30 protein-coding genes are annotated in these 26,310 nt (G+C 73.6%); 12 read left to right on the forward strand and 18 right to left on the reverse strand.

Features of this window, described 5'->3' with window-relative positions:
- Positions 1 to 13 precede the first annotated feature (13 nt).
- Positions 14 to 541 (forward strand): universal stress protein, encoded by a 528-nt coding sequence (locus ACZ5UI_RS15025; RefSeq protein WP_464188192.1) that lies wholly within the window; start codon positions 14 to 16, stop codon positions 539 to 541.
- On the opposite strand, the gene ACZ5UI_RS15030 is transcribed toward ACZ5UI_RS15025, so the two are convergent.
- Together ACZ5UI_RS15030 and ACZ5UI_RS15035 are read right to left on the reverse strand one after the other, a co-directional pair.
- On the reverse strand, positions 491 to 1,405 hold the full coding sequence (locus tag ACZ5UI_RS15030) for an SDR family oxidoreductase (RefSeq protein WP_464188194.1): 915 nt from the start codon (positions 1,403 to 1,405) through the stop codon (positions 491 to 493). The two genes, ACZ5UI_RS15025 and ACZ5UI_RS15030, sit on opposite strands and share 51 nt — an antisense overlap.
- 32 nt (positions 1,406 to 1,437) lie before the next feature.
- Positions 1,438 to 1,836: a CoA-binding protein gene (locus ACZ5UI_RS15035; RefSeq protein WP_464188196.1), complete on the reverse strand. Its 399-nt coding sequence runs from the start codon at positions 1,834 to 1,836 to the stop codon at positions 1,438 to 1,440.
- Between ACZ5UI_RS15035 and ACZ5UI_RS15040 the strand changes: the two genes are divergently transcribed.
- The gene (locus ACZ5UI_RS15040) at positions 1,823 to 2,494 is read left to right on the forward strand and encodes a GNAT family N-acetyltransferase (RefSeq protein ID WP_464188198.1); all 672 of its coding nucleotides are present in this window, start codon (positions 1,823 to 1,825) and stop codon (positions 2,492 to 2,494) included. The two genes, ACZ5UI_RS15035 and ACZ5UI_RS15040, sit on opposite strands and share 14 nt — an antisense overlap.
- On the opposite strand, the gene ACZ5UI_RS15045 is transcribed toward ACZ5UI_RS15040, so the two are convergent.
- Entirely contained in the window at positions 2,476 to 2,865 is a 390-nt protein-coding gene (locus tag ACZ5UI_RS15045; protein ID WP_464188201.1) for a response regulator, read from the reverse strand. The two genes, ACZ5UI_RS15040 and ACZ5UI_RS15045, sit on opposite strands and share 19 nt — an antisense overlap.
- A 153-nt stretch (positions 2,866 to 3,018) precedes the next feature.
- Here ACZ5UI_RS15045 and ACZ5UI_RS15050 point away from each other — a divergent pair, with 153 nt between their 5' ends.
- Positions 3,019 to 4,296: an aminotransferase class I/II-fold pyridoxal phosphate-dependent enzyme gene (locus tag ACZ5UI_RS15050; protein ID WP_464188203.1), complete on the forward strand. Its 1,278-nt coding sequence runs from the start codon at positions 3,019 to 3,021 to the stop codon at positions 4,294 to 4,296.
- Here the strand turns inward: ACZ5UI_RS15050 and ACZ5UI_RS15055 are convergent.
- From ACZ5UI_RS15055 to ACZ5UI_RS15065, 3 genes are read right to left on the reverse strand one after another with little or no spacing between them, the layout of a single operon-like run.
- The gene (locus tag ACZ5UI_RS15055) at positions 4,293 to 5,810 is read right to left on the reverse strand and encodes a spermidine synthase (protein ID WP_464188205.1); all 1,518 of its coding nucleotides are present in this window, start codon (positions 5,808 to 5,810) and stop codon (positions 4,293 to 4,295) included. The genes ACZ5UI_RS15050 and ACZ5UI_RS15055 overlap by 4 nt on opposite strands.
- Positions 5,811 to 5,840: 30 nt before the next feature.
- Complete coding sequence (locus tag ACZ5UI_RS15060; protein ID WP_464188207.1) at positions 5,841 to 6,365, reverse strand: hypothetical protein; 525 nt, start codon at positions 6,363 to 6,365, stop codon at positions 5,841 to 5,843.
- A 7-nt stretch (positions 6,366 to 6,372) separates the two neighbouring features.
- Positions 6,373 to 6,555 (reverse strand): rubredoxin, encoded by a 183-nt coding sequence (locus ACZ5UI_RS15065; protein WP_464188210.1) that lies wholly within the window; start codon positions 6,553 to 6,555, stop codon positions 6,373 to 6,375.
- Positions 6,556 to 6,573: 18 nt separating this feature from the next.
- Between ACZ5UI_RS15065 and ACZ5UI_RS15070 the strand changes: the two genes are divergently transcribed.
- Entirely contained in the window at positions 6,574 to 7,176 is a 603-nt protein-coding gene (locus tag ACZ5UI_RS15070) for an NUDIX hydrolase (protein ID WP_464188212.1), read from the forward strand.
- The gene (locus ACZ5UI_RS15075) at positions 7,173 to 8,180 is read left to right on the forward strand and encodes an NAD-dependent epimerase/dehydratase family protein (RefSeq protein ID WP_464188214.1); all 1,008 of its coding nucleotides are present in this window, start codon (positions 7,173 to 7,175) and stop codon (positions 8,178 to 8,180) included. Before ACZ5UI_RS15070 ends, ACZ5UI_RS15075 begins: the two co-directional genes overlap by 4 nt.
- Here the strand turns inward: ACZ5UI_RS15075 and ACZ5UI_RS15080 are convergent.
- Genes ACZ5UI_RS15080 through ACZ5UI_RS15090 form a run of 3 tightly spaced genes read right to left on the reverse strand, consistent with a single transcriptional unit; the run spans position 8,177 to position 10,827 of the window.
- A complete protein-coding gene (locus ACZ5UI_RS15080) occupies positions 8,177 to 8,551 on the reverse strand; it encodes a hypothetical protein (RefSeq protein ID WP_464188216.1) in 375 nt (124 codons plus the stop codon). The two genes, ACZ5UI_RS15075 and ACZ5UI_RS15080, sit on opposite strands and share 4 nt — an antisense overlap.
- Entirely contained in the window at positions 8,551 to 8,937 is a 387-nt protein-coding gene (locus ACZ5UI_RS15085) for a hypothetical protein (protein WP_464188218.1), read from the reverse strand. The genes ACZ5UI_RS15080 and ACZ5UI_RS15085 overlap by 1 nt, the downstream gene beginning before the upstream one ends.
- A 39-nt stretch (positions 8,938 to 8,976) precedes the next feature.
- Positions 8,977 to 10,827, reverse strand: a complete 1,851-nt coding sequence (locus ACZ5UI_RS15090) for a glycoside hydrolase family 15 protein (protein ID WP_464188219.1) — start codon at positions 10,825 to 10,827, stop codon at positions 8,977 to 8,979.
- 249 nt (positions 10,828 to 11,076) lie between these two features.
- On the opposite strand from ACZ5UI_RS15090, the gene ACZ5UI_RS15095 reads away from it, so the two are divergent.
- Genes ACZ5UI_RS15095 through ACZ5UI_RS15110 form a run of 4 tightly spaced genes read left to right on the forward strand, consistent with a single transcriptional unit; the run spans position 11,077 to position 15,971 of the window.
- On the forward strand, positions 11,077 to 12,558 hold the full coding sequence (locus ACZ5UI_RS15095) for an RNA polymerase sigma factor (RefSeq protein ID WP_464188221.1): 1,482 nt from the start codon (positions 11,077 to 11,079) through the stop codon (positions 12,556 to 12,558).
- A gap of 14 nt (positions 12,559 to 12,572) precedes the next feature.
- The gene (locus tag ACZ5UI_RS15100; protein WP_464188223.1) at positions 12,573 to 13,619 is read left to right on the forward strand and encodes a Glu/Leu/Phe/Val family dehydrogenase; all 1,047 of its coding nucleotides are present in this window, start codon (positions 12,573 to 12,575) and stop codon (positions 13,617 to 13,619) included.
- 46 nt (positions 13,620 to 13,665) lie between these two features.
- A complete protein-coding gene (locus ACZ5UI_RS15105) occupies positions 13,666 to 15,258 on the forward strand; it encodes a hypothetical protein (RefSeq protein ID WP_464188225.1) in 1,593 nt (530 codons plus the stop codon).
- Positions 15,259 to 15,260: 2 nt separating this feature from the next.
- On the forward strand, positions 15,261 to 15,971 hold the full coding sequence (locus ACZ5UI_RS15110) for a L,D-transpeptidase family protein (protein ID WP_464188227.1): 711 nt from the start codon (positions 15,261 to 15,263) through the stop codon (positions 15,969 to 15,971).
- A gap of 70 nt (positions 15,972 to 16,041) precedes the next feature.
- Here the strand turns inward: ACZ5UI_RS15110 and ACZ5UI_RS15115 are convergent, their stop codons facing one another.
- The 7 genes from ACZ5UI_RS15115 to ACZ5UI_RS15145 form a co-directional block, all read right to left on the reverse strand.
- Positions 16,042 to 16,752, reverse strand: a complete 711-nt coding sequence (locus tag ACZ5UI_RS15115) for an MBL fold metallo-hydrolase (protein ID WP_464188229.1) — start codon at positions 16,750 to 16,752, stop codon at positions 16,042 to 16,044.
- A 6-nt stretch (positions 16,753 to 16,758) separates the two neighbouring features.
- Positions 16,759 to 17,997 (reverse strand): PQQ-dependent sugar dehydrogenase, encoded by a 1,239-nt coding sequence (locus ACZ5UI_RS15120; protein WP_464188232.1) that lies wholly within the window; start codon positions 17,995 to 17,997, stop codon positions 16,759 to 16,761.
- Positions 17,998 to 18,037: 40 nt separating this feature from the next.
- Complete coding sequence (locus ACZ5UI_RS15125) at positions 18,038 to 18,652, reverse strand: response regulator transcription factor (RefSeq protein ID WP_464188234.1); 615 nt, start codon at positions 18,650 to 18,652, stop codon at positions 18,038 to 18,040.
- Complete coding sequence (locus tag ACZ5UI_RS15130; protein ID WP_464188236.1) at positions 18,649 to 19,779, reverse strand: GAF domain-containing sensor histidine kinase; 1,131 nt, start codon at positions 19,777 to 19,779, stop codon at positions 18,649 to 18,651. Before ACZ5UI_RS15130 ends, ACZ5UI_RS15125 begins: the two co-directional genes overlap by 4 nt.
- A gap of 234 nt (positions 19,780 to 20,013) precedes the next feature.
- On the reverse strand, positions 20,014 to 20,409 hold the full coding sequence (locus ACZ5UI_RS15135; protein WP_464188239.1) for a phage holin family protein: 396 nt from the start codon (positions 20,407 to 20,409) through the stop codon (positions 20,014 to 20,016).
- 10 nt (positions 20,410 to 20,419) lie between these two features.
- Positions 20,420 to 21,775 carry a sensor histidine kinase gene (locus tag ACZ5UI_RS15140; protein WP_464188241.1) on the reverse strand — a complete coding sequence of 452 codons (1,356 nt, stop codon included), beginning with the start codon at positions 21,773 to 21,775 and terminating at the stop codon, positions 20,420 to 20,422.
- 9 nt (positions 21,776 to 21,784) lie between these two features.
- The gene (locus ACZ5UI_RS15145) at positions 21,785 to 22,456 is read right to left on the reverse strand and encodes a response regulator transcription factor (protein ID WP_464197830.1); all 672 of its coding nucleotides are present in this window, start codon (positions 22,454 to 22,456) and stop codon (positions 21,785 to 21,787) included.
- A gap of 98 nt (positions 22,457 to 22,554) precedes the next feature.
- Here ACZ5UI_RS15145 and ACZ5UI_RS15150 point away from each other — a divergent pair, with 98 nt between their 5' ends.
- The gene (locus tag ACZ5UI_RS15150; RefSeq protein WP_464188243.1) at positions 22,555 to 23,268 is read left to right on the forward strand and encodes an SOS response-associated peptidase; all 714 of its coding nucleotides are present in this window, start codon (positions 22,555 to 22,557) and stop codon (positions 23,266 to 23,268) included.
- Positions 23,265 to 24,020 (forward strand): sulfite exporter TauE/SafE family protein, encoded by a 756-nt coding sequence (locus ACZ5UI_RS15155; RefSeq protein WP_464188246.1) that lies wholly within the window; start codon positions 23,265 to 23,267, stop codon positions 24,018 to 24,020. Before ACZ5UI_RS15150 ends, ACZ5UI_RS15155 begins: the two co-directional genes overlap by 4 nt.
- 90 nt (positions 24,021 to 24,110) lie before the next feature.
- Here the strand turns inward: ACZ5UI_RS15155 and ACZ5UI_RS15160 are convergent, their stop codons facing one another.
- Positions 24,111 to 24,965: an NAD(P)/FAD-dependent oxidoreductase gene (locus tag ACZ5UI_RS15160; RefSeq protein WP_464188248.1), complete on the reverse strand. Its 855-nt coding sequence runs from the start codon at positions 24,963 to 24,965 to the stop codon at positions 24,111 to 24,113.
- Positions 24,966 to 25,015: 50 nt separating this feature from the next.
- Here ACZ5UI_RS15160 and ACZ5UI_RS15165 point away from each other — a divergent pair, with 50 nt between their 5' ends.
- A complete protein-coding gene (locus ACZ5UI_RS15165) occupies positions 25,016 to 25,579 on the forward strand; it encodes a helix-turn-helix domain-containing protein (RefSeq protein WP_464188250.1) in 564 nt (187 codons plus the stop codon).
- Between the two features lie 11 nt (positions 25,580 to 25,590).
- Here the strand turns inward: ACZ5UI_RS15165 and ACZ5UI_RS15170 are convergent, their stop codons facing one another.
- A complete protein-coding gene (locus ACZ5UI_RS15170; protein ID WP_464188252.1) occupies positions 25,591 to 26,307 on the reverse strand; it encodes a hypothetical protein in 717 nt (238 codons plus the stop codon).
- Between the last annotated feature and the right edge of the window lie 3 nt (positions 26,308 to 26,310).

Below are 26,310 nucleotides of genomic sequence, written 5' to 3' on the forward strand. Positions count from 1 at the left end.
TAGCTAAGCAACCATGTTCCGCAACGTCCTCGCCGCCTATGACGGCTCGGCTCACGCCGAGAAGGCGTTGCTGGAGGCGATCGACCTCGCGGCCAGCGGCCACGGCCGGCTGACCGTGCTGACGGCGATCTGCACACCGGCGCGCTGGACCGCCTCGACCCCCGAGACGCTCGCCGCCGCACGAAGCTTGGGTCCCCAGCTGGAGGAGCGCGGGGCGGCGCTCCTCCAACATGCGGTTTCGCTGGTCCCCCAGGAGGTGCCCGTGACGACGGTCCTGACCGCCGAGCCGATCCGGCGCGCGCTGCTGGCCCGCGCCGACCAGGGCTGTCACGACCTGATCGTCATGGGCAGCCGGGGCCGCGGGGCGGTCTCGGCCGCGCTGCTGGGCAGCGTCAGCCACCACGTCCTGCACCACAGCCCGATCCCGGTGCTGATCGTGCATGCCGACGAGCCGGTCACCGAGGCGGTCGCGGCGCCCGCGCCCTCCGCATCAGTCGGCCGTCAGGCGCTCGCAGGCCGCCCACAGGGCGTCGCGGTCTGACGGGCTCTCGCGCGTGCGGCCCAGGTAGTGCGTGGGCCGCTCGCGACGGTCCGACCAGAACCCGCCGGTGCTGTGGGCCGGCGCGTCGGCCGCGGCCAGCCAGACGATCGTGTCGGCCCCCTCGGCCGGCGGGCGCAGGATCGGCTTGGTCAGCTTGTGGAACGTGGGCAGGCCGCTGATCACGCCGGGCGTGTCGACCCAGCCGGGGTGCATCGCGTGCACGACGGCCGGCCGGGCGGTGCGCTTGGCCCACTCCTGCGCGAGCACCACCTGCATGCGCTTCGTGCGCGCGTAGGCCGTCGTGCCGTTGAAGTCGCCCTCGGTGTACTGCAGGTCGCGCGCGTCCAGCCGCTGCGCGTACATGCCGCCGGAGGAGACCCAGATCGTGCGGGTCGGCGGCGCATCGGCGAGCAGCCGGCTGAGCAGGTGCGGGCCGAGCACGTGCGTGGCCAGCGTGACCTCGTTGCCCTCCGCCGTCTCGGTGCGCTCGTCGGGCATGACCCCGGCGTTGTGGACGAGCGCGTGCAGCTCACGGCCCTGCAGCCGGGCGGCCAGATCCCGGACCGAGGACAGCCGGCTGATGTCGCACAGCTCGGCCTCGGCGTCGAGCTCGACGCGCACGTCCTCGGTGCGCTTGGGATCGCGCCCGATGAGCAGGACGTCGGCGCCCAGGTCCTTGAAGGCCTGCGCGGCCGCTCGGCCGATCCCCGACGTGGGACCGGTGATCGCGACGGTCTTCCCTCGCAGCGCGTGAGGCGCGGGGTCGCTGTCGTGCCAAGCCCGCGAACGCACCGCATAGCCGACCCGGGAGTAGCCGGGCGCGATGGTGCGGTCCAGCAGGGTGTCCAGGGCGGCGGGAAGCATCACCAAGGGTTCGCGGGCGGGCGCCCGCGGGATCACCCGCGCCGCAGAACGATCGCCGGGCAGTCGTCCATGACGACCTCCAGGCCCGCGTCGCGCGCCCGCTGGGCGGCGGCGACGTCGATCACGCCGAGCTGCAGCCACACGGCCTGGGCGCCCAGCGCGATCGCCTCCTCGACGTGCACGCCGGCCTGGTCCGCGCGCCGGAAGACGTCGACGACGTCGACCGCGTCGCCCGCCTGGGCCAGCGAGGCGACCGCCCCGGTCTCCGGTGGCGCCACCGGATTGACGCGGATGACGCGCTTGCCGATGCGCTCCAGCAGCGCAGCGATGCGGTTGGAGTCGCGCGACGGATCCGGCGACCAGCCGACGACCGCCCACGTCGCGTACCGATCGAGCACCGCCCTAGCGTCGTCGTTGATGAAGTTCGACACCGTCTCCGCAGCGTACGTGGCCGCGATGGACCGCGCGTGGCCGTCGGCGCGACGCGCGCGCGTCGACGGCGGCTGGGAGCTGCGCCAGACGCCGGGGGTCGCGCGCCGGCGCTGCAACTCGGCGCGCGCCCTGGTCGCGGCGCCGGATCTCGATCGGGTGCCGTCGCGGCTCGTGCAGGTCGGCCTCGACGACGCCGTCGACCGCGGCCTGGCGGCGCGGGGCTGGGCGGCCGAGGCCGAGACGGCGATCCTGGTCGCGCCGGCCCGGGGCGGCGCGAGCGAGCCCCTCGACGTCGAGCGGGCGACGTGGGTGCGGGCCTGGAGCGCGCTGGCCGGCCGGGATGACGTCGAGGCCACCGAGCGCGAGGTGCTGGCGCGCATCGAGCCGCCCGTCCGCTACCTGCTGATCGACGAGCGCGCCGCCGCGATCGTCGTGGCCGACGGGCCGCTGGCCGGCATCTTCTGCATGGTCGTGGCGCCGGCCGCGCGCCGCGCGGGGCTGGCCCGCCGGCTGCTCGCCGCGGCGCACGCGACACCGGGCGCCCAGCGGCTCTACCTCCAGGTCGAGCGCGACAACCTCCCGGCGCGCGCGCTCTATGCCGGCGACGGGTTCGTCGAACGGGCCGAGCTGGCCTACCGCTATCGCGCGGCGGCCTGAGCGCCGCCGGAGGGCGGGCGGCACACGGCCGCGCAGACCTCGGTCAGCGGCGTGCGCTTCTCCAGGTAGGCGTCAGCGCCCGCCTCCAGCGCGCGCCGCTCCATCCGCTCGGCGGTGAAGCTCGACAGCACGATGATCCGCGCGTCGGGCACGGCGCGGCGCATGCCGGGGATCGCCGACAGACCGTCGCCGCCGGGCATGTCGAGGTCCAGCAGCACCACGTCGGGGCGGGTCACGGTCACGCCCATCACGCCTTCCACGCCGTCGGCGGCCTCCCCCACCACCTCGCAGCCGGCGGAGTCCTCCAGAACGGCACGCATGAGCGCCCGGAACTCCGGGACGTCATCGCACAGGAAGACTCGAACGGCCATTCGAAACACGCTACCCACGCGTCCGGCGACTCTCCGGGCGCCTGGACAACCGTTTCAGTCCGATGCGCCGCCTACATTGCGCGAGCATGCAGCCACCGCTGATCCGGCGATCCGCCCCGCGGTGGCTGGGCTGACCACGAGGGAGAGGTCTCGATGGATCTGGAGCAGCGACTGGACGAGCTCAAAGAGCTCGGCCTCTATCGCCGCATGCGCCTGGTGAGCGGGCCTCAGGGTCCGCGCGTCGTGCTCGACGGCAAGCCCGTCCTGCTGCTGTGCTCGTCCAACTACCTCGGTCTCGCCGACCATCCGCGGGTGCGCGAGGCCGCGGCCGACGCGGCGATGCGCTGGGGCGTGGGCGCCGGCGGCTCGCGCGTGGCCGCGGGCACCATGACCATCCACCGCCGCTTGGAGGAGCGCCTGGCCGCCTTCCACGGCACCGAGAACGCGCTCCTGTTCGGTTCCGGCTACCTGGCCGCGCTCGGCGTCGTCGGCGCGCTGGCCGAGCCCAACGCGCTGCTGCTGTGCGACGAGCTCAGCCACCAGTCGCTGCTGGACGGCTGCGCGCTGACCGGCGCCCAGACCCAGCTGTACGCCCACGGCGACATGGAGCACCTCGAGTCGCTGCTGATCGCCGGCGCCGGTCGCCCCCTGATCGTGGCCAGCGACGCCGTCTTCCCCACCGACGGCGACGTGGCGCCGTTGGAGGACCTCGTCGAGCTGGCCCGCCGCCACCGCGCGCGCCTGGTCATCGACGAGGCCCACGGCATCGGCTGTCTGGGGCCGGCGGGCCGGGGCGCGGTCGCCGAGGCGGGCCTCGATCACGACGTCGACGTGATCATCGGCTCGCTGGGCAAGGCCCTGGGCTCCTACGGCGCCTACGTGGCCTGCGACACCACCACCGCCCGCTTCCTGGCCAGCCGGTCGCGCACGCTGCTGGCCTCGACCGCGCCGCCGCCGCCCGCCGTGGCCGGCGCGCTGGCCGCCCTGGAGCTGCTGCTCGAGCAGCCCCACCGCGTCGACAAGCTGCACGCCAACGCCGACGTGCTGCGCAGCGAGCTGGCCCGCGAGGGCTTCGAGACCGCGGGCTCGACGACCCAGCTCGTGCCGCTCGTCGTCGGGGACGCCGCGCTGGCCGTGCGCATCCGCGAGGCGGCGCTGGAGGACGGCGTGTTCGCCGAGGCGCTGCGCCCGCCGACCGTGCCCGCCGGCACCTCGCGCCTGCGCCTGACGGTGATGGCCTCCCACACGAAGGACGAGCTGCGCGAGGCCGCGCAAGTGCTGGGCCGCGCCGCGATGCGCTGCGGCTTTCGCCCGGCCGCCGGCGTGCCGCTGGCCGCGACGCACGCGGCCGAGCCCGGCGAGCGCGCGCCCGCGCTGCCGCCGCGCCCGTTCGACGGGCAGGCGCCGGGCGCGATGCCCCGCGCGGCCTAGCGCGTTCCGGTCTCGGCGACCTGCAGGATCGAGGAGTCCACCAGCCACTCCACCGGCGCGACGTCGTCGGTGTAGACCGTGCCGCCCGGCAGGCGCGGCGCCAGGCGCTGCGCGGTGGCCTGGGCCACCGGCGCCAGATCGGCCGGCAGTTGCGCGGCGGCCGCGTCGAGCGCGTCGGCCGAGACCGGCGACTCGCTGGCCACGAGCATCGTGTTCGTCGACTGGACGGGGTCGCGCACGACCACCGGGAAGACGGCGTTGAGCGTCTCGCTCAGCACCTGCTCGAGCTTGTCGGACGAGTCCGGGTGGCCGACGTTGATGACGACCATCCCGCCGGGGGCCAGCCGGTCGCGGGTCAGCTCGAAGAACTCGCGCGTGGTCAGGTAGAACGGGATGTAGGGCTGGCGGTAGGCGTCGACGATGATCAGGTCGTAGCGCGCGTCGGTGGCGCGCAGATAGGGCCGCGCGTCCGCCGTGTAGGTGTGCAGGTTGGGCCCGCGCAGGTCGAACCACTTGCGGCCCATCTCGGTCAGCTTGCCGTCGATCTCGACCGCGTCCACGCGCGTGTCGGGGAAGTAGTGGCCGTAGGCCCGGGCGATCGTGCCGGCCGCGTTGCCGAGGATCGCCACGCGCTTGGGCGGGTCGGCGGCGGGGCGCCCGGCGAACGGCAGCACGAGCGGCTCGTCCCAGTAGTCGCCGGTCAGGTACGAGCGGTCGGGCGGCAGCAGCGAGTGGATCGCCTGGCCCTCGTTGAGCTCCATCCAGCGCGCGCCGGTCGGGCGCTCGATCACCCGCGCGTAGCCGTAGTCGGTCTCGGCCTCCTCGAGCAGGCGGCCGCCGTCGGTGGCCTCCTTGATCGTGCCGGGCGGGATGGCCAGCAGCCCGATCACGATCGCCGGCGCGACCAGCGCGCGACGGCCCAGCCCGACGACCGCGGCGATGGCCAGCAGCAGCGCGAAGACCAGGAACGTGCGCCGCGTCCCGATGAACGGGATCAGCAGCAGCGCGCTGAGGAACGTGCCCACGAGCGAGCCGATCGTCGAGATCGCCGACAGGCGCCCGGCGGTGCTGCCCGCCTCCTCGACGGCGCGCATGCTCAGGCGCAGGGCGTAGGGCGAGGCCATCCCGAGCACGAGCACCGGCACGGCGACCAGCACGAGCACGGCGATCAGCGAGCCGACGAAGGCGCCCGCTTCGATCGAGTCGAGCGCGTCGACCGCGGAGCCCAGGAACGGGTGGGCGACGAAGGGCACGATGGCCAGCAGCGCCGCCGACACGAGCACCAGCCGGCACAGCCCGCGCAGCGTCGGATCGCGGTCGGCCCAGCGACCGCCGATCCAGTAGCCGATCGACAGCGCGACCAGCACGGTGGCGATCGTGTTGGCCCAGATCAGCGTGGAGTCGCCGAAGTACGGCGCCAGCAGGCGCGCGGCGGCGATCTCGGTACCCAGCGTCGACACGCCTTCGACGAAGGCGATCAGCTGGATCCGGCGCGTGGTCGACAGGGACGGCATTGGCGGCCGCCCCAGACTAGGGGCGCGCGGTCAGCGGCCCCGGCGCAACGGGTGGCGCACGCGGCGCCCGGCGCGCACGAGGCGGGCGGCGGCCAGGCCCCCGGCCACCGTCACCGTGGCCGCGCCGGCCACGCTGACCGCCGCCGCGGCGACCGCCATGACGGTGCGCGCGCGGGCGATCGGGTCGACGATCGGGGTGAAGCTCGAACCGGTCGGCCCGACCTCGATGAAGCCGATCGGGACGGCGTTCATGCGGCCACCGCCCCCACCACCGTCGCCGCCGCCGCTGTCGCCCCGGTTGGCGCCCCAGCCGAAGCCGCCGAAGCCGCGCACCCGGGCCACGGGGACGATCGTCCGATCGCCCTGCTGCACGGGCGACCCGTAACACAGGCGCGCGCCACCGAGACGGTCGGCCACCTCCATCAGCGGCGCCCCGCTGGGCGGTGCGGCAACGGCCGGCACGGTGGCCGGCGCGGGTGCGGGTGCGGGTGCGGCGTCGACCTTGGCCAGCTTGGCCTCGGCCTTCGCGGCCTTCTTGTCGGGCTTGGGCGCCATTGTCGGCTCAGTCCTCGTAGGGGACGAAGTCCTTCTTGCGCGCGCCGCAGACGGGGCAGAACCAGGTGTCGGGGATGTCGGCGAACGCCGTGCCCGGCGGGATGCCGCCGTCGGGGTCTCCCTCGGCCGGGTCGTAGATGAATCCGCACGACTCGCAGATCCACTGCTGCACGGTGCTCGTCTCGCTCATGTCCGCAACGGTATCGTCGTGGCCGTGGTGGAGGAGCTCAGCGACGACGGGGTCGTGGTCGTGCCGCGTGACGCGTGCACGGTCATCCTGTTGCGTGGCGGCGCGGACGCGCTCGATGTGCTGCTGGTGCAGCGCAATCCGCAGTCGCGGTTCATGGGCGGCGCATGGGTCTTCCCCGGCGGTTCGGTGGAGGCCGACGAGAGCGACACCGAGGCCGCCGCGCGCGAGCTGCACGAGGAGGCCGCGGTCCGGGTCGATCCAGACACGCTGACCACGTTCAGCCGCTGGATCACGCCGCCCGAGCTGAAGGTCCGCTTCGACACGCGCTTCTTCGTGACGCCGTTGCCCGCCGGCCAGGAGCCCAGCGTCGACGGCGGCGAGTGCGTCGACTTCGGCTGGTTCAGCCCGGCCGGCGCATTGGCCGCGCATCAGGCCGGCGAGCTGCTGCTGGTCTTCCCCACCATCAAGCACCTCGAGCAGCTGCGGCTGTTCGACAGCGCCGATGCGGTGCTGGCCCATGCGCGCACGAGCGAGGTCGTGCCCGTCGAGCCGCGCGTCGTGGTCACCGGCGAGACCGCGCGGATCCTGCTGCCCGGCGAACCCGGCTTCCCCGAGTCATGAGCGTGCGCGTCGCGGTCACCGGCGCCACGGGCGACCTCGGCCGTCCCCTGCTGCGCGCGCTGGACCGCTCGCGCGACGTGACGCAGATCGTGGCCATGGCCCGGCGCCCGTACGACCCGCACGCCGACGGACTGCGCAAGGTCGAGTTCCGCCAGGGCGACGTCACCAACCGCGCCGACGTCGACGCGCTGGTCCGCGGCGCCGACGTCGTCGTCCACCTGGCCTTCGTGATCGTGGCCGGATCCGCGGCCAGCGAGAGCATCAACCTCGAGGGCTCGCGCAACGTCTTCCAGGCGGCGATCGCCGCCGGCGCCCAGCGTCTGGTCTACGCGTCGTCGGTCGCGGCCTACGGCTTCCACGAGGACAACCCGTCGCCGCTGACCGAGGACGTCCCCACGCGCGGGTCCGAGCGCCATCCGTACTCGCATCACAAGGCGGCGGTCGAGGACGTGCTGGCCCAGGAGACCGACGGCGCGTCGATCGACACCTACGTGTTCCGGCCGTGCATCGTCGCCGGGCCCGACGCGCTGATGCTGATCGAGGAGCTCCCCTACATCCGGATCGGCGCGAAGCTGCCCGGCGCGATCCGCGCGCTGTTCGACAGCGTCCCGGTGCTCAAGCCGGTGCTGCCCGATCCCGGCATCCCGTTCCAGCTCGTGCACCACGACGACGTGGCCACCGCGCTGCGCGCCGGCATCCTGGGCCGCGGCCCGGCCGGCGTCTACAACCTCGCCGCGTCGGGCGAGGTGACCATGTCCGATCTGGCCGACGAGCTGCACTGGTACAGCGTGCCGGTGCCCGAGCTGGCCGTGGACGCGGTGGCCGAGGTCGTCGCCCGGCTGCCGTTCGTGCCCGACGAGGCCAAGTGGATCGAGGCCGCGCGCACGCCGGTGTTGATGAGCGCGACCAAGGCGCGGCGCGAGCTGAAGTGGCGCCCGCGCCACGACGCGCGCGCCACCCTGCACGAGACGGTCGTCGCCGCGCGCGAAGACCTCGAGCTCTAGCCGCGGACGACCCGCACGTCGAGCTCCTCGCGCGCCTGGCGCTCGAGCTCGTCGTCCTCGGTCAGCAGCAGCACGAGATCGGCCTGGAAGGTGGCCAGCGCGTCCTGCAGCGCGAGCAGCGGCTGGCTCTCGCCGACCTCACCGGCCGCCTGGATCCCGTCGGAGCGCAACGCCTCGACGCTGCGCTCCTCGGTCTCGGTGGCGTCCTCGATCGCCTCGTCGCTGTCGGACATCCAGAACGCCAGGGACGACTCGTTGCGGGCGGGCGTCACCACGAGCACGCGCGCCTCGTCGAGGCCGGACTCGTCGGGCAACGCCGCGCGCACGCGCGCGGCGTCGACCGGCTCGTCGGCGAGCACCAGCAGCTGCATCAGCCGACGTACTGACCGTCGCGGCGGTACTTCACGACGTCACCGGAGAACGACTTGCACGTCGTGCGCCAGTAGCGCTTGTTGGAGTCGTTGGTCTCGTAGGCCGAGCGGCAGAAGAAGTTGCGGTTGCCGACCGACAGCGCGGGCGTCACCACACACTCGCGGAACGGCGCGACCGTCTGCTGGGTGTAGGGCGCGCACTGCGCCTTGTGGGCCTCGACCGAGCGGACCACCACGAGGGAGTCGCCACACGAGATGCCCGCGTGGAACACCTTCGTGATCTGTGCGAGACCACTGCGTCCACACGGGTGCACCTTGGCGGCTTCAGCGGGACCAGCGGCGATGAGGGCGCCACCGAGGGCGCCGAGGAGGAGGAGTCTCTTCATGGCGCTCCACCAATTCCCGGCGCGTCTAAATGCGAAACGTCACGAATCGTCGGCGATCACATGTGAGACGGCGTTGATCAGCGCCAGATGCGTGAACGCCTGCGGGTAGTTGCCCAGGTGGCGGCCGGACACCGCATCGAGCTCCTCGGCGTAGGTCAGCAGCGGCCCGGCGTAGGACAGCAGTCGCTCGCACAGCGCCTTGGCCTGGTCCTTGTCGCCGATCTCGCTGAGCACGCTGACCAGCCAGAACGAGCAGATCAGGAACGTGCCCTCGCGCCCGTGCAGGCCGTCGTCGGTCTCGTCGACCTTGTAGCGCAGCACCAGCCCGTTCTCGGTCAGCTCGTCGGCGATCGCCTCCGCCGTCGCGCGGACGCGCGGATCGTCGCCGGGCAGGAACCGCTGCAGCGGGATCAGCAGCGTCGAGGCGTCCAGCGCGTCGGTGGCGTAGTGCTGGCGGAAGACCCCGCGCTCGCTGACGCCCTTCTCCAGCACCTCGGCGTGGATCTCGTCGGCGATCGCGCGCCACTTCAGCGCGAGCTCCGTCTCGCCGCGCAGCGTGGCCAGATCGGCCCCGCGATCCATCGCCACCCAGCACATGACCTTGCTGGAGACGTAGTGCTGGGGCTCGCCGCGGGCCTCCCAGATCCCCTGGTCGGGCTCACACCACACGCGCGCCGCCGCCTCGACCTGGTCGACCAGCACCGGCCACAGCCGCTCGGGGATGTGGTCGGTCTCCTTGGTGTGGATGTAGACCGAGTCGAGCACCGCGCCGTAGACGTCGTTCTGACGCTGGTCGAACGCGCCGTTGCCGATCCGCACCGGGACCGCGCCCTCGTAGCCCTTGAGGTGGTCCAAGGTCGACTCGGTCAGGTCCTTGGCGCCGCGGATGCCGTACATGATCTGCAGCGAGCCGTCCGCGTTGCGCTCCAGGTCGGCGACGAACTGCAGGAAGTCCTCGGCCTCCCAGTCCATGCCCAGCGCGTGCAGCCCCCACAGCGTGAAGGCGGCGTCGCGCATCCAGCAGTAGCGGTAGTCCCAGTTGCGCTCGCCCTGCGGCGTCTCGGGCAGCGACGTGGTCGGCGCGGCGACCAGCGCGCCGGTGGGCTGGAAGGTCAGGCCCTTGAGCACCAGCGCCGAGCGCTGCAGGTAGACCCGCCACGGGTGGTCGGGGAACTCGCCGGTCTCCAGCCAGCGGCGCCAGTAGTGGCGCGTGCGGTCGACCCTGGCCCAGGCGTCGTCGACGTCGTGGGGCAACTCGTCGTCGCCCCGCCACGAGAGCGCCACGAAGGCGCGCTCGCCCTCGGTCATCACGTGCCGGCCGCGCACGCGGTCGCCCTCGATCCCGCCGCGCAGCGAGCTGGTCAGCTTCAGCGCCGGCTCGCCGCCGCTGGTGGTGATGAACGACTGGTGGCCGGTGGGCAGCGGCGAGGCCTCCCAGCTGGCGGCGATCTGGCCGTACTCGAACTGCGGCTCGCAGACGAACTCGACCGCGACCTCGCCGTAGGTGCACTCGATCGTGCGCACGAGCATCAGCTCGGCGTCGTAGTCCTGCGGCGGGCGCACGTGCGACTGGCTCTCCCCGTCGTCGCGCCACTCGCCGATGGTCAGCGCGTCGCGCACGACCAGCCAACCGCCCTTGGTCATCCACGTCGTCTCGAGCACGTTGGTGCCCGGGTCGTAGCGGCGACCGGCCGGGACCGACACGCCGTAGGGACCCACGCGGAAGGCTCCGGCGCCCCGATCGAGCAGCGTCGAGAAGGCGCTCGGGCTGTCGAACCACGGGAGGCACAGCCACTCGACCGAGCCGTCCGGAGCGACGAGCGCCCCGGTGTGACAGTCCGACAGGAACGCGTAGTCCGCGATGCGCGGGAAGGGGGAGGCGTCCGCCATCGCGGCAGCGTACCGGGCGCACTCCCGCGCACCCCGGCGCCGCCGAACGTCCTCGCCGGACCAAAGGGAGAAACTTCCGGCGGCGTGAGGGGTTAGAGTCGCCGGAAAGGAGCACACCCAATGGAAGCCGGCGCACTTCACGCACCTGCAGGGCTCAGTCGGATCTCGATCGCGAGCCCGCTTCTGCGTCTCCGTTCGGACGAGCAGCTCGTCGCCGCTTTCCGCGCCGGCAACGAAGACGCCTTCCAGGTGATCTTCGACCGCTACCGGCAACGGCTCTTCGCCTACACCCGTCAGATGCTCGGCGGCTCGCGCCAGGACGCCGAGGACGCGCTGCAGGACGTCTTCCTGCGGGCCTACGGCGCGCTGCGCGCCAACGACCGCCCCCTGTCGCTGCGCGCCTGGCTGTACCGGGTGGCCCACAACCGCTGCATCGATCAGCTGCGCCGGCCCACGCCCGCCCAGGCCGACGTGTTCGATCTTTCGCGCTCCCCGCTGCGCGACCCGCTCGAGGAGAGCCAGCGCCGCGAGGACCTGCGCCGCCTCGTCGAGGACGTCCAGCGGCTCCCCGAGGCGCAGCGCTCCGCCCTGCTGATGCGCGAGATGGACGGCCTCAGCTACCAGGAGCTGGCCGACGCCCTGGACGTCACCGTCCCCGCGATCAAGTCGCTGCTCGTCCGGGCCCGCATCGGGCTGGTCGAGGCGATCGAGGCGCGCGACACCTCCTGCGTGGAGATCCGCAACGACCTGATGGCGTCCTACGACAAGGGCGTGCGCGCGTCGGGCAAGGCGCGCCGGCACCTGCGCGACTGCTCCGGTTGCCGGACCTACCGCACCGAGCTGCGCAGCCTGCAGCGCGGGCTCGGCGCCCTGGCGCCGTCGCACGGCCCGATGGGCGCGTTCCTGAAGCTCTTCGGCCTGGGCAGCGGCGCCGGTGGCGCGGCCGCCGGCAGCGGCGCCGTGCTGGGCGGCGGTGGCGCGGCCACGGTCGTCGGCGGCGGTGCCGCGACGGCCACGGCCTGCAAGGTCGCCGTCGTCGTGTGCTCGGCCGCGCTGGTCACCGGCGCGGCCGGCGACATCGAGAACGCGGTCAAGCGCGCGGTGCAGCCGCTGACCGCCCCGGCGCACACTGCCTCGATCAGCGGCGCGTCCGCCAACGCCGCCAGCCGCACGCCGGTGACGCGGGGCGCCACGCTCAGCCGCTCGCCGATGGAGAAGCTGACCGCGGCGCCGGTGGCCGCTTCGGCGGCCGCGGGTGCGACGACCGCCGCCGCCGACCGGGCCACCCACGTGCGGGCGCTGCGCGAAGCCGCCAAGCCGAGCGCCGCCGCCGCGGCCAACGCGCCGCAGCCGATCACACCCGATGACGAGATCTACGCCGACGCCAACGCGCAGGACGCCGCGGCCAGCGCGACGGCCAAGCCGGCCGTGGCCAACGTGACCGGCGGCGCCGTGGCACCGTCTCCGCCGACCGAGACCCCGACGACGGATCCGACGAGCACGACGGGCGCGACCAGCGCGACGGGCTCGGCCCCGACGACGAGCGCGACCGGCAGCACGAGCGCCAGCGCGACGACGACGACCGGCACGAGCACCGGAACGACGTCCGGGACCTCCTCGACCTCAACCTCGACTTCAGCCTCAGGGTCGGTCTCCACCGGCCCGGCGGCCGCGGCCGGCACGGCCGCCCCCATCACGGCCAGCACGCCGGTCGGCACGGTCGCTCCCTGACCTCCCCGGTCGGCGTGGAGTACCTCGCCACGCTCGACCACGAGGAGGTCCTGATCCGCCGCGGGCGGCGATCAGGGCTGTTCACGATCGTCGCCGTCCACTCGACCGTGCGCGGGCCGGCGCTCGGCGGCTGTCGCGTGTGGCGCTACGACGACGCGCGCGCTGCGCTGCGTGACGCGCTGCGGCTGTCGCGCGCGATGACGTTCAAGTCGTCGGTCGCCGCGCTGCCGCTCGGAGGCGGCAAGGGCGTCGTGATGCTGCCCGCCGACGAACCGATCTCGCCCGCGCGCCGGCGCGCCGCGCTGGCGGACTTCGGCGACACCGTGGCCGCGCTCGACGGCCGCTACGTGACCGCCGAGGACGTGGGCACCTCGGCCCGCGACATGCAGGTCATCGCCGGGGTGACCGGCCACGTCACCGGCCTGTCGCGCAAGCGCGGCGGCTCGGGCGACCCGTCACCGTGGACCGCGCTTGGCGTCGAGGCGGCGATCGGCGTCTCGGTGCAGCAGGCGCTCGGCTCGGCGTCGCTGAAGGGCCGGTCGGTCGCCGTCGTCGGCCTCGGGCACGTCGGCGCGCGGGTGGCCCAGGCCTGCGCGAAGGCGGGCGCCAAGCTCGTCGTGGCCGACATCGATCCGGCCAAGCGCGCCCTGGCCGCCGACCTCGGCGCGCGCTGGATGACGCCCCAGAAGGCGATGCTCGCCGACGTCGACGTGCTGGCGCCCTGCGCGCTGGGCGGCGTCCTCGACCACCAGACCGCGCCCGCCCTGCGCTGCGCCGTCGTCGCCGGCGCGGCCAACAACCAGCTGGCCGACGACGTCGTCGCCGATCTCCTGCACGCGCGCGGGATCCTGTGGGCGCCGGACTTCGTGGCCAACGCCGGCGGGATCATCAACATCGCCGTCGAGCTGGAGCCCGAGGGCTACGACCCGCGCCGGGCCCGGACACGCGTGCGCGGGATCGCCGACACCCTGCGCCGCGTCTACGCCGACGCCCGCGCGATCGACGCGACGCCGCTGACCGCGGCCCACGAGCTGGCCCGGCGCAACCTGCTGGCCGGATGACCGATCAAGGGTTCAGGCCGCCCGGGCCGAGCCGATCGAAGCGGCCATGTCTCGTTTCACCGCCGGCGCCGCGTCGGCCTTCCTCCTGATCGGCGCGGCCGCGTCGACCGCGCCGGGCGCCCTCGCCGCCGGCGGTCCGCCGCCCCCGACCATCACGCCGTTGGTCTCCAGCCCCACCACGTTCTCGGTCAAGGGCTGCTACGAGGCGGTCGTCCCCAGCCGCGTCTCCACGCTGCACATCCGTGCGCAGGGCGCCTCGGGCTCACCGGGCTACACCGACCTCGACCCCAACCCCGCCGGCCGCGGCGCGGTGGTCACCGCCGACTGGCCCGTCACCGCCGGCCAGTCGGTGTACGTCTGCGTCGACCGCTCCCAGGCGCTGGGTGGCGACCTGATGGGCTTCGGCGACGGTGGCGGCATGGCGTCCGTCAGCATCGCGCCGTGGGGCTACACCGTGCGTCCCCAGCTGATCGCCGCCGGCGGCGGAGGCGGCGGCTCGAGCAACTTCGGCATGGGCATCACGCCGCACTACGGCCAGGGGGGCGACGCGGGCTGGCCCGGCCATCCCGCCGGGGACGGCATCACCGACCTCCCGGCCGGTCCCGGCCAGGGCGCCGGCGGCCTGGGCGCGACCGACTCCGGCCCCGGTGCCGGCGGCGCGAAGGATCCCAACACCGGCACGCACGTGTTCGACTACGTCGAGGACGGCGTCCCCGGGACGAACTTCACCGTCCTCGGCGAGGCGGGCGAGGGTGGACAGGGCGCCAACGGGTCGGTCAACGCGCCCGATGCCTTCCGGGGCGGCGGTGGCGGCGGGTCCGGCCTGTACGGCGGCGGCGGTGGCGGGAGCTCGATCAACGGCTACGGCGGCCCGGGCGGCGGCGGGATGTCCGACTGCTCGTCCCCCGCGACGAGCTGTGCGTACGCGCTGGCCACCGGGTACGGCGTCGGCTCGGTGAAGCTGACCTGGACCGTCGACGCGCTGCCCGCGACGACGCCGTTCCCCACGACGCCGACCACCACCCCGGCCGAAGCGCCCAAGGCCACGGCTCCCGAGCCGACCGCGCCGACCAACCTGCCGGGCCCGGTCACGCTCACGCCCAAGGCCCCCACGGCGGGCGGCCCGACGCTGCCGACCGCCGCCACGGCGAACACCAAGGCCGTCCAGACGGCCTGGGGCGTGCACCTGAGCGGCGCCGACGAGGGCGGCTCGGGCGCCTCCGACGGCCGCTCGTCGCTGCCGGTCGTCCCGACCACCAAGGCCGGTCAGGCCAAGCTGCCGCTGGCCTGCCCGGCGACCGCCACCGGCTGTGACGCCAGCGGCGACCTGACGATCGACCTGCCCACCGAACTGGCCCGGGCCGCGGCGCGCAGGCTCACGACGCTGGCCAGCTTCCGGGGCGTCGAGATCGCCGCGGGCCAGTCGCACCTGCTGAAGGTCCGCCTGAAGCCCTCCGTGGTCAAGCGCCTGCAGCACGACGGCATCCGCAAGGTCCGCGCCACGCTGACCATCGACAACCACCTGGACGGCGGCCCGAACGTGCGCACCGTGCAGCGCGTCGTGATCCGCATCCCGCTGGCCAAGGCCGCGCAGGCCGAGCGCCGGCCGGCCGCCGTCAGCCCGTCGTTCACCGGCTGACCGTGCGGCGCGCGTCCGCCACGCTGATCGTGCTGCTCGCCGCCGGCGCCCTCGGGGCGCCGGCGGCCCGCGCCGCGCACGTCACGCGCCTGTCCGACGAGCGGACCGAGAGCCGCTGGGCCCACCCGGCCGCGGCGGCGTGGATCCGCACCGGCCCGTCGGCGACCGCGGCGCGCATCACGCGGCTGCACAGCCGCACCGAGGACGAGCAGCGCGAGGTGTACCTCCTGCTGCGCAAGCGCAGCACCGCCGACGGCCAGAGGTGGGTGCAGCTGCGCGTGCCCGGCCGCCCGAACGGCCGCACGGGCTGGGTCCCGCGCAACGCCCTGGGCGCGATCCACGTCGTGGCCGAGGCGATCGTCGTCGACCGGCGCAAGCTGACGCTGACCCTGTACCGCGCGGGGCGCCTCGTCCGGCGCCTGCCCGTCGGGGTGGGGAAGGCCGCGACCCCGACGCCCGCCGGCCGCTTCGTCATCCGCGAGCTGCTGAAGGTGCCCGCCGGGCACCCGATGTACGGCCCGTACGCGTTCGGCACGAGCAACTACTCCGTCCTGTCGGACTGGCCGGGCGGCGGCGTGATCGGCATCCACGGCACCGACCAGCCCGAGCTGCTGCCGGGCCGCCCGTCGCACGGCTGCATGCGCCTGCGCAACGCCGACATCCGCTGGCTGGCCCGTCACGCGCCGATCGGCACGCCGATCCAGGTCCGCTGAGCGCGGCCGCAAGCTCCGGCCCGTCGCGCTCCCCAGCCCGACGTGCCCAGGCCGCCACCGGCGGTCAGGGCTAGGGCCGCTGCACCCCGTCGGGCAGCCGGCCCTCGGCCTCCAGCTTGTCGAGGTGGGCGGCCAGGCTCCAGGCCGCGGCCGGGCGCAGCTCGGTCGGGGCGTCGCTCCAGGCCCGGTCCAGCAGCGCGTCGACGCTGCGGGCGCCGTCGTCCAGCGCGGCCACCAGCTTGCGCTCGCGCTCGAGGCGGTGCTCGATCAGCTCGCCCACGCGGGCGCTCGGATCCAGGACCGGATCGCCGTGGCCGGGCAGCAGCAGCGTCAGCTCCAGCGCGCGCAGCTGCTCCAGCGCGTCGAGGTACTCGCCCAGCTGGCCGGCGACGAAGACGCTGCCGGCGCCCAGCACGGTGTCGCCGGAGAACGCGACCGTGCCGGCGATCCAGGTGACCGAGTCGGCCGAGTGCCCCGGCGAGAGCAGCGCGCGCAGCGGGCCGAGCTCGCCGATGCGGGCCACCTCGACCGCGCCGACGCGCTCCAGCAGGCCGGGCACGCCATCGCTGTGGTCGTTGTGGTCATGGGTCAGCGCGATGCCGCCCACCCCGCCGCGCAGCGTCGCGGCGTGCGCGACCGCGTCGAGGTGGCCGTCGAGCGCCGGGCCGGGATCGACGATCCAGCACGGATCGCGGCCCAGCAGCCAGGTGTTCGTGCCGCTCAGGGTCAGCGGTCCCGGGTTGTCGGCTCGCACGAGCGCGACATCCACGCCGGCGATCACGACGGCCTACTTGCTGACGAAGCGGTACACGGGGCCACTGAGCGACAGAACGTACACGCGCCCGCGCGCGTCCTCCCCGAAGGACGAGACGCTCTGCACCTTCGGCAGGCCGGCGATCGCCCGGTCGCCGGTGGCGCGCCCGTCGCTGAGCCGCGCCGAGCGCAGCTCGCCCAGGCAGAAGTCGCTGTAGACGTACCGGCCGGCCAGCGCCTTGAGCGCCGGATCGCGCACGACGTAGCCGCCGGTGATCGAGCACCAGCCGTCGCCGTGGGTCTTGGTCAGCACCGGGGAGACCGCGCCGGGCGCGGGCTCGTCGAAGTTCTTGCGGTCGCCCTCGATGGCCCGCCAGCCGTAGTTGGCGCCGCGCGCCTTGCCCTTGGAGGCGTAGTCGATCTCCTCGACCTCGTTCTGGCCGACGTCGGCGATGGTCAGCGCGCCGTTGGCCCGGTCGAAGGAGAAGCGCCAGGGGTTGCGCAGCCCGTAGGCGTAGATCTCGCCGCGCGCGCCCGACTCGCCCACGAACGGGTTGTCCGACGGGATCGAGTACGCCTTGCCGCCGGACTCGCGCGGGTCGATGCGCAGGATCTTGCCCAGCAGCGTGCCCTTGTTCTGGCCGTTGCCGCGCGAGCCGTGCTGGTCGTTGCCGCCGCCGCCGTCGCCCAGGCCGACGTACAGCAGGCCGTCGGGGCCGAACTGGAGCTGGCCGCCGTTGTGGTTGGACTCGCTGTCGGGCTGGGCGAAGAGCACGCGCGCGCTGCCGGAATCGGCGCGGTCGGCGCTGGCGGCCCGGAACTCGGCCACCGTGTTGGCCCCGTCGCCCTTGGCGGTGTAGTAGACGTAGAAGCGCTTGGAGGTCGCGTAGTCGGGCGCGAAGGCCAGGCCGAGCAGGCCCTGCTCACCGCCGGCGACGACGCGGTCGCGGATGTCGAGGAAGGGCGTGGCCAGGACCTTGCCGTCCTTGATGACCTTGATCGTCCCGCTCTGCTCGACGACGAACTGCCGGTGGGTGTCCTTGGGCGGCGCCGCGAAGGCCACCGGCTCCGTGAACGTGCCCACCTTCTTCAGGCGCACGCCGCTGGCCGCGGCCTGGGCCTGGGGCTCGGTCTGGGGTGCCGTGGTGGCGGCCGGTGACTCGGCCGCGGTGGACGTGTCCACTGTCTTGGCGGGTGCGTCCGTCGAATCCGAGCCACAGGCCACCAGGGCCGTGGCGGCGACGGTCAACACCAGCGCGATCCCGCATCGCATGACGGCCAAGCTACCCCGATCGGGACAAAACCGTGCCCGGTCAGGCCAGCAGGCCGAGCCTTTGGGCGCGTTGGACTGCCTCGGCGCGGTTGCGCACCTCGAGCTTGCGGAACACGTTGCGCGTGTAGTCCTTGACCGTGTGGTGGCTGAGATGCAGCTGCAGCGCGATCTCGCGGTTCGTCGCGCCGGTGGCCACCAGAGCGAGCACCTCGCGCTCGCGCTCGGTCAGCTGCTGGCTCTCCTCGGCGGCGGGCGTGCCCTCGCCGAACACCTGCCCGCCCAGCCCGATCACGCGGATCGCCGACATCACGTCGCGCGCGCCCAGGCCCTTGGAGACGAACCCCGAGGCGCCGGCCGCGCGGGCCGCCGCGGCGCTCATGCGCCCGGACCCGGAGAACAGCAGCACGTTGGTGATCGGCGAGCGCTTGCGCAGCTCGCGGCACAGCTCGGCGCCGGACGCGTCGCCCAGGAACAGGTCGATCAGCGCGACGTGCGGCTCGTAGCGCTCGGTCATCTCCAGCGCGTCGGCGGCGTTGGAGGCGACCAGGCAGCGCTCCACCCACTCCTGCCCGGAGAGCAGCGCGCGCAGGCCCCAGTGGACGACCTCGTGGTCGTCGACGATCAGCACCCGCAGCTTGTCGTAGTGGCGTCTCATGGCAGCGGCAGGGTCACGCGGACGCGCCACTCGACGCCGTTGCCGCGCGGGCCGAACTCCAGCGCGCCGCCGTCGCGCAGCGCCTCCATCGCGCACAGGCGCAGTCCGACGCCGGTGCCGCGGGGCTTGTTGGACGGGTTGGGGATGATGCCGTCGTTGACGACCGTCATGTGCAGCGCCTCCTCGGTCGCGCGCACGTCGACCTCGATCGTCGTCGCGTGGGCATGCTTGTCGGCGTTGCGCAGCGCCTCGTGCAGCACGGACTGCAGCAACGGCTCGTACTGGGGCGGCACTGTGCAGCCGCGCTGCCAGCGCACGTCGAGCGGCGTCTGGCCGGGCTGGCCGTTGATGCGCTCGAGCTCCTGGCTGAGGGTCAGGGCGGAGTCGTCGAGGTCCGGTGGCGCGAGCGGGCGCTCGATCACCTCGCGCAGCTCGTGCATCGCGCGCTCGGCCTCCTCGGCGCAGCGCTCGCGCTCGACGGGGCCCAGCGTCTCACCGGAGCGCAGCAGCGCGGTGATGCCGAACAGCCGTTGGATGACCGAGTCGTGCAGCTCGCGCGCGAGGCCCAGGCGCTCGGACAGCTGCTGGTTGAGCAGCTGCTGGCGGGTGGCCACGCGGGCGGTGGCGGCCAGCGCCGCGGCCTTGCCCAGCGACCACAGCCGGTCGCGCTCCTGCGCGGTGAGCGTGAAGGGCTGGCCGCCGCGGTCGGAGATGATCACGCCACGCCAGCGGCTGGCCGCGCTGAGCGGCGTGCAGGCGACGGTCGACAGGCCGAACGCGTCGACGTACTCGCTGGGCAGCTCGTCCTCGGTGAACGGCGGGTTGAAGACGATCACCTCGTCGCGGCCGAGCGCGTTCTGCACCAGGCGCGAGCTGGTCAGCGGCGCGTTGATCGACTCCAGCAGCGCGCCGTCGAAGCCGTGGCTGCCCATCGGGCGCACGGCGCGCCGGACCTCGTCATCGAGGAACAGCAGCGCGCGGTCCATCCCCACCACCTGGCAGACGGCCTGGCACAGCCGGCTGTAGTACTCCGAGCGCGGCGCGAGGTGGAAGTCCTCCTCGTCGACCTCGCCGAGCAGGCCGACGATCAGGTCGACGACATCTGCCGGTGCGGTCTCGGACGACATGCCCCTGATGGTAGGCGCGCGTGAACGTCTGGAGAAAGATGAACGCCCCGGTGGGGACCGAGGCGTTCAAGGGGAGGAGAGGGTGTCCCCGAAGGGACGGGTATTCGCTATGTGAAGTGAGAGCGAGTGACCATGAGGGTCATATGAGTCGCAATCACCTTTCGTAAGCTACCCCCGCCGTGGATCCAATGCAAGTCATTGGCTCCAATATCCCCCAGTTGGGGGATGCCGTTCTCAGACGCGGTAGCGCTCCTCGCGCTCGCGCTTCTGCTCCTCGTTGAAGCGCTTGAAAACGGTGGCTTGGAGCAGGGCGTTGACCAGCCAGATGATGATCGTGGCGCCGACCGCCGACCAGAAGCCGTCGATCCGGAAGTCGCTGACGATCCAGCTGGTCACGTAGAGCATCAGCAGGTTCACGAAGAACAGCGCGATGCCCAGGGTGAGCACGATCAGCGGCAGCGACAGCACGAAGATCACCGGCCGGACGAAGGCGTTGACCAGGCTGAAGACCAGCGCGGCGAGCACGAGCGCCCACCAGCTGTCGCCGTAGGCGATGCCGTCCAGCAGCGCGGCGGCGACGAAGATCGCGGCGATGTTGCACGCCCAGGCGATGGCCAGCCGTTGCCACATGCCCTGCAGCCTACGCCGCGACGCGGCGCTCGACCGGCAGGCGCAGCTCGAAGGCGGCGCCGCCGTCGGCGGGCACGCGCAACGCGACGCTGCCGCCGTGGGCCTCGGCCACCTGGCGGACGATCGCCAGGCCGAGGCCGGTGCCCGAGCCGGCGCGCGCCGCGGCGCCGCGGTAGAAGCGGTCGAAGATCAGCGTGCGGTCGGCCTCGGGCACGCCCGGACCGTGATCGCGCACGAGCAGGACGCCGTCGCGCAGCGTCACCTCGACGGGGCCGTCGCCGCCGTGCTTGGCGGCGTTGTCGAGCAGGTTGTTGACCGCGCGCCCCAGGCGATCCGGGCGCGCCTCCAGCGTGCACGGCTCGCTGTCGAGCCGGTAGTCGACCCCCGGGTGGTGCAGGCGCGCGCGAGCGACCGCGTCCTCCAGCAGCGCGTCCAGGCGCACGTCCTCGTTGGCCACCGACGGCGGCTCGTCCGCTCGGGCCAGCTCGATCAGGTCGCCGACCAGCGCGCCGAGCTCGTCGCTCTGCTCGACGACGTCGTGCAGCAGCTCGCGGCGCGCCACGACGTCCATGTCGTCGACCTCGAGCAGCACCTCGATGTTCGTGCGCAGGCTGGTGATCGGCGTGCGCAGCTCGTGCGAGGCGTCGGCCACCAGCTGGCGCTGGGCGGCCAGCGACGAGCCCAGGCGGTCGAGCATCGCGTTGAAGCGCGCGGCCAGCCGCCCGACCTCGTCGGTGCCGGGCGCCTCGATGCGCCGTTGCAGGTCGCCGGTCAGCTCGATGTGCTCGGCCGCCTCGGTCAGGTCGTCGATCGGACGCAGGACCGAGCGCGCGACGATCCGGGCCAGCAGCACCGACAGCGCGATGCCCGCCACGCACAGCAGCACCAGGATCAGCGCCAGGCGGCGCAGCACCGCGTCGGCGCTCTCCAGCGAGCGCGCGAGCTGCAGCGCGCCGCCGCCGGGGACGTGGCGCACGAGCATCCGCAGGTGCTCGCCGTCCACGGTCACGTCGGTCACCAGCTGGGTCTGCTGGCCGCGGGCGACGGCCAGCACCGACCGGGTGACGGGCAGCGCCGACGACGGATCGCGCGCCGCCGACTCGCCGTCGGGGGCGACGAACTGCGCATAGCCCGCCGGGCCGCCCCGGCGCGCGGGCAGGTCGGGGATCTGGTTGGGGTCCGGCGTCTGGATGATGAACCCGCCGGGCGGCAGGCGGTCGACCATCCCGGCCTGGTCGCGCAGCTGCGAGTCGACCTGGTCGCGCAGCTCGTTGCGCACGACGACGTAGCTGATCAGGGCGGCGGCGATCACCGCGACCGCGACGGCGGTCGCCGAGAGCAGCACCAGGCGGCGCCTCAGCGACATCGCGTCCCGCTAGTCCCGCAGCACGTAGCCCACACCGCGAACAGTGTGGAGCAGGCGCGGCTCGCCGGCCTCCTCGAGCTTGCGGCGCAGGTACCCGACGTACACGCCCAGCGAGTTGGAGGTCGGGCCGAAGTCGTAGCCCCACACGCGCTCGAAGATGGTCGAGCGCGTCAGCACCTGGCGCGGGTGGCTGAGGAACAGCTCCAGCAGCGAGTACTCGGTGCGTGACAGCTCGATCAGGCGGTTGGCCCGGCGCACCTCGTGGGCGGTCGGGTCCATCACCAGGTCGGCGAAGCGCAGCGCGTCGGCCTCGTTGACCGCCTCGGTGCGACGCAGCAGCGCGCGCACGCGGGCCTGCAGCTCGCGCAGCGCGAAGGGCTTGACGAGGTAGTCGTCGGCGCCGGCGTCCAGGCCCTCGACGCGGTCGTCGACGGCGTCGCGCGCGGTCAGCATCAGCACCGGCGTGCGGTCGCCGGCCGAGCGCAGGCGCCGGCACACCTCCAGGCCGTCCAGGCGCGGCATGCCGATGTCGAGCACGATCGCGTCGACGTGGCGCTGGGCCAGGACATCGAGCGCGTCGCGCCCGTCGGCGGCCAGCTCGACATCGAAGTGGTCGAGCTGCAGCGCGCGCTCCAGGGCGGAGCGCACGGCCGGCTCGTCGTCGACCACGAGGATCCTCACGCGCATCCGATGATCGCATCATCGACCGCTGAAGCAACCCCGAATACCGCCGAAGAACCAGCGAAGAGGCCGGGGCGACGGGTCCTAGAGTGCGGGGCGTGTGCGGCCGCTACTCGCAAACGCTCAAGCGCGACGACCTCGCCGGCATCTTCCCGCAGGTCGGCTCCATCAGCGGCCATGACGACCTGTTCGAGCGCTTCAACGTCGCGCCGACCGACGACGTCCTGACCGTCGTCACCGACAAGGCGGGCGAGCGGCGCATGGGCCCGCTGCGCTGGGGGCTGGTCCCGTTCTGGGCCAAGGACCTGAAGATCGGGTCGAAGATGATCAACGCGCGCGCGGAGACGCTGGGCGAGAAGGCCGCCTTCCGCAACCTCGTCGCCAACGGCCGCTCGCGCTGCCTGATCGTCGCCGACGGCTACTACGAGTGGCTGCGCCCGGAGGACCCCAAGGGCCAGAAGATCCCGATGCACATGGCGCTGGAGGGCGGCGCGCCGTTCACGTTCGCCGGCCTGTGGACCTACTGGCGGCCCAAGGACGAGCCCGAGGCCGAGCGCATCGCCACCTGCACGATCATCACGACGGCGGCCAACGCGACCGTCCGCGCCGTCCACGACCGGATGCCCGTGATCCTCGCCGACGAGGAGGCGCAGGCCACCTGGCTGGATCGCGAGCTGGACTACGACGGCGTGCGTGACGTCCTGCGACCGCTGGGCGAGGGCCTGCTCACGGTCACGCCCGCCAACCCGCTGGTCAACAACGTCGCCAACGAGGGCCCTGAGCTTCTGGAGCCGCCGGCGCCGTCGCCGTGAGCGCGCTGGACATGATCGCCGTGCTCGCGGCCGGGATCGGCGCGGGCATGATCAACGTCGTGGTCGGCAGCGGGACGCTGCTCACCTTCCCGGTCCTGCTCGCCGTCGGCTACTCGCCGGTGGTGGCCAACGTCTCCAACACGATCGGCCTGGTGCCCGGGTCGGTCAGCGGCGCGGTCGGCTATCGCCGCGAGCTGTCCACGCAGCGGGCGCGGCTGCGGCGCCTGGTCCCGGCCTCCGTGCTGGGCGGGATCTGCGGCGCGATCGCCCTGCTCACGCTGCCCGATGCGGTCTTCGAGGCGATCGTGCCGGCGATGATCGCGCTCGCGCTGGTGCTGATCGTCGCGCAGCCCAGGCTCGCCGCGCTCGTGGCCAAGCACCGCCCGGAGAATCGCGACGAGGCGCTGTGGCTGTGGTTCGCGGTGTTCGCCTGCGGCGTCTACGGCGGCTACTTCGGCGCCGCCCAGGGGATCCTGCTGATCTCCGTCATGGCCGTGGCCATCGGCGACGACCTGCAGCGCATCAACGCGCTGAAGAACGTCCTCGCCGGCCTGGTCAACCTGATCGCGGGCATCGTCTTCATCATCGTGGCCGACGTGGCCTGGGGCCCGGTCGCCCTGATCGCCGTCGGCTCCCTGATCGGCGGCATCCTCGGCGCCCGCTACGGCCGCCGCCTGCCCCCCAACGCCCTGCGCGCGCTGATCGTCGTCGTCGGTCTGTTCGCGATCAGCCGGCTGCTCATCTGGGGCTGACCCGCCGACCGACCGCCCCGCCCCGCCGTTGCTTGTCGGATCGGTGGTCAAGACGACCATGGATCTGACAAGCAACGCGGAGCGGCGGGCCTACGAGACGGGGCTGGTGCGCCCGGGCTGGACGTAGCCCTCCTGCACGAGCCGCACGTTGACGGCCACGCCCGCGCGGGCGCCGTCGGCGATCACCATCGGCACGTTCATCCGCGCGTCGGCGACGTTGCCCACGGCGTAGACGCGGTCGACCGTCGTCTGGCGGTCGTCGGCCACCTCGACGAACCCGGCCGCGTCGACCGCGCAGCCCAGCGCCTGGGCGATCACGCTGCGCGGGTGCAGCGCCAGGTGGAAGAACAGCGCGTCGCGTTCCAGCGGCGGGCGGCCGTCGGCGAAGTGCACGCGGCGCAGGCGGCCGTCCTCGCTCTCGAACCGCGCGACCTCGTCGACGGCGAGCAGCTCGACGTCCGCGGACCACTGGCGCAGCAGCCCACCCAGGTGGTCGACGATCTCGGGCTCGGCGGCCAGCACCGCGATGCGCTCGTCGGCGTGCTCCCAGCCGTCGCAGTACGGGCAGGTGTGCGCGCTGACGCCGTACAGGTCGGCGAACCCGTCGATCGGTGGGACCTCGTCGAGCAGGCCGGTGGCCAGGATCAGCGTGTGCGCGCGCTCGCCGTCGACCACCACGCCGCCGTCCACGAGCGCGACCGCGTCGGCATCGGCGTCGCGCACCTCGATGCCGTAGCGCGCCACCTCCTCGCGCCCGCGCGAGCGCAGCTGCGCGGGCGCCATGCCGTCGTGGCCGAGCACGCCGTGCATGGCGAGGGCGGCGTGGTTGCGCGGGGCGCCGTCGTCGAGGACGAGGACGCGGCGGCGGGCGCGGCCCAGGGTCAACGCGGCGCTGAGCCCGGCCGGGCCGCCCCCGATGACGATGCAATCCCAATCGAAGTCCATGGCTCCAGGGTGAGTCCCGCCGGACGGTTGTGGCAACATTTCATGCCGAAATGGCAACGAACGACACCGATCGCCTCGTGCGCGAGCGCCTGCGCGCCCTGCGCACCGACCGCGGCCTGAGCCAGGAGGAGGTCGCCCGCCGGGCGGGCATGGCCACCTCGACGCTCAGCCGCCTGGAGTCCGGCGCGCGCCGTCTGGCGCTCGACCACCTGACGCCGCTGGCCGGCGCGCTCGGCGTCGACGTGGGCGAGCTGCTGGCCCCCGCCACCACCGGCGACCCGCGCGTGCGGGCGCGCCCGCGCAAGGTCGGCCAGCACACCGTGTGGACGCTGTCGCAGCACGCGCCCGGCGGCATGCGCGTCTTCCGCATGGCGCTGCCCGACCTCCCCTCGGCGCCGGACCAGCGCAGCCACGAGGGGCACGAATGGCTCTACGTCCTGCACGGCCGCGTGCGCCTGCTGCTCGGCGACGACGACCTGATCCTCGAGCCCGGCGACGCCGCCGAGTTCTCGACCTGGACGCCGCACTGGATGGGCGCGGTCGACGGCCCGGCGGAGATCCTGGCCATCTTCGGTCCTCAGGGCGAGCGCGTCCATCTGCGCGCCCGCGCCTGAGGACCGACGGCTCAGGCGCCCGTCACCGACCAGGAGCCGAAGCCGTAGGCGAAGATCTCCGTGTTGCCGGAGACCGCGGTGTAGCGGATGACCGCGCCGTACGGCGATGAGCCGTCGGCGAAGGTGACCGGGTTCTGGATCGGGGCCGCCATGGGGGTCAGGTTGACGTTGGCGGTCTCGTACACGCACAGGTAGCCGGGGTCGGCCTGGCCGGCGCCCGGGCAGTGGGTGGCCGGCGACATGCCGGCCGGGACGTAGACCACGTGCGCGGCGTCGAGGGAGGCGGCCAGCGGCTGGGCGAACGAGATCGACGGGATCCCGTGGCCGATGCTGTTGGCCGGCGGCGTGATGCTCACGCCATAGGTGCCCGACTCCGTCTCGCCGGGGCCCAGCGGGGTCTGCGTCGTCAGGTTCGTGCCGGCGGCACCCGTGGCGCCCGTGGCGCCGCGCGCCCCGGTCGGACCGGCCGGGCCCTGCGCGCCGGTCGCGCCGGCGGGACCCTGGGCGCCCGCCGGGCCGGCGTCGCCCTTGGGGCCCTGCGGGCCGGCGGCGCCCGCGGGGCCGGTCTTCCCGGTCTTGCCGGTCTTGCCCTTCATCGCCTTGAGCACCTTGGGCGCGATCTGCGACTTGGACGAGACGATGTACTTCGACGCTGCGTAGCCGGTGCCGGTGAAGGCGAAGATCAGCGCGGTGACGGCGATCACGAGGGCGGGACTGGGACGGCGCATGGA

It is taken from the genome of Conexibacter sp. JCM 18997 (genome assembly GCF_055391915.1).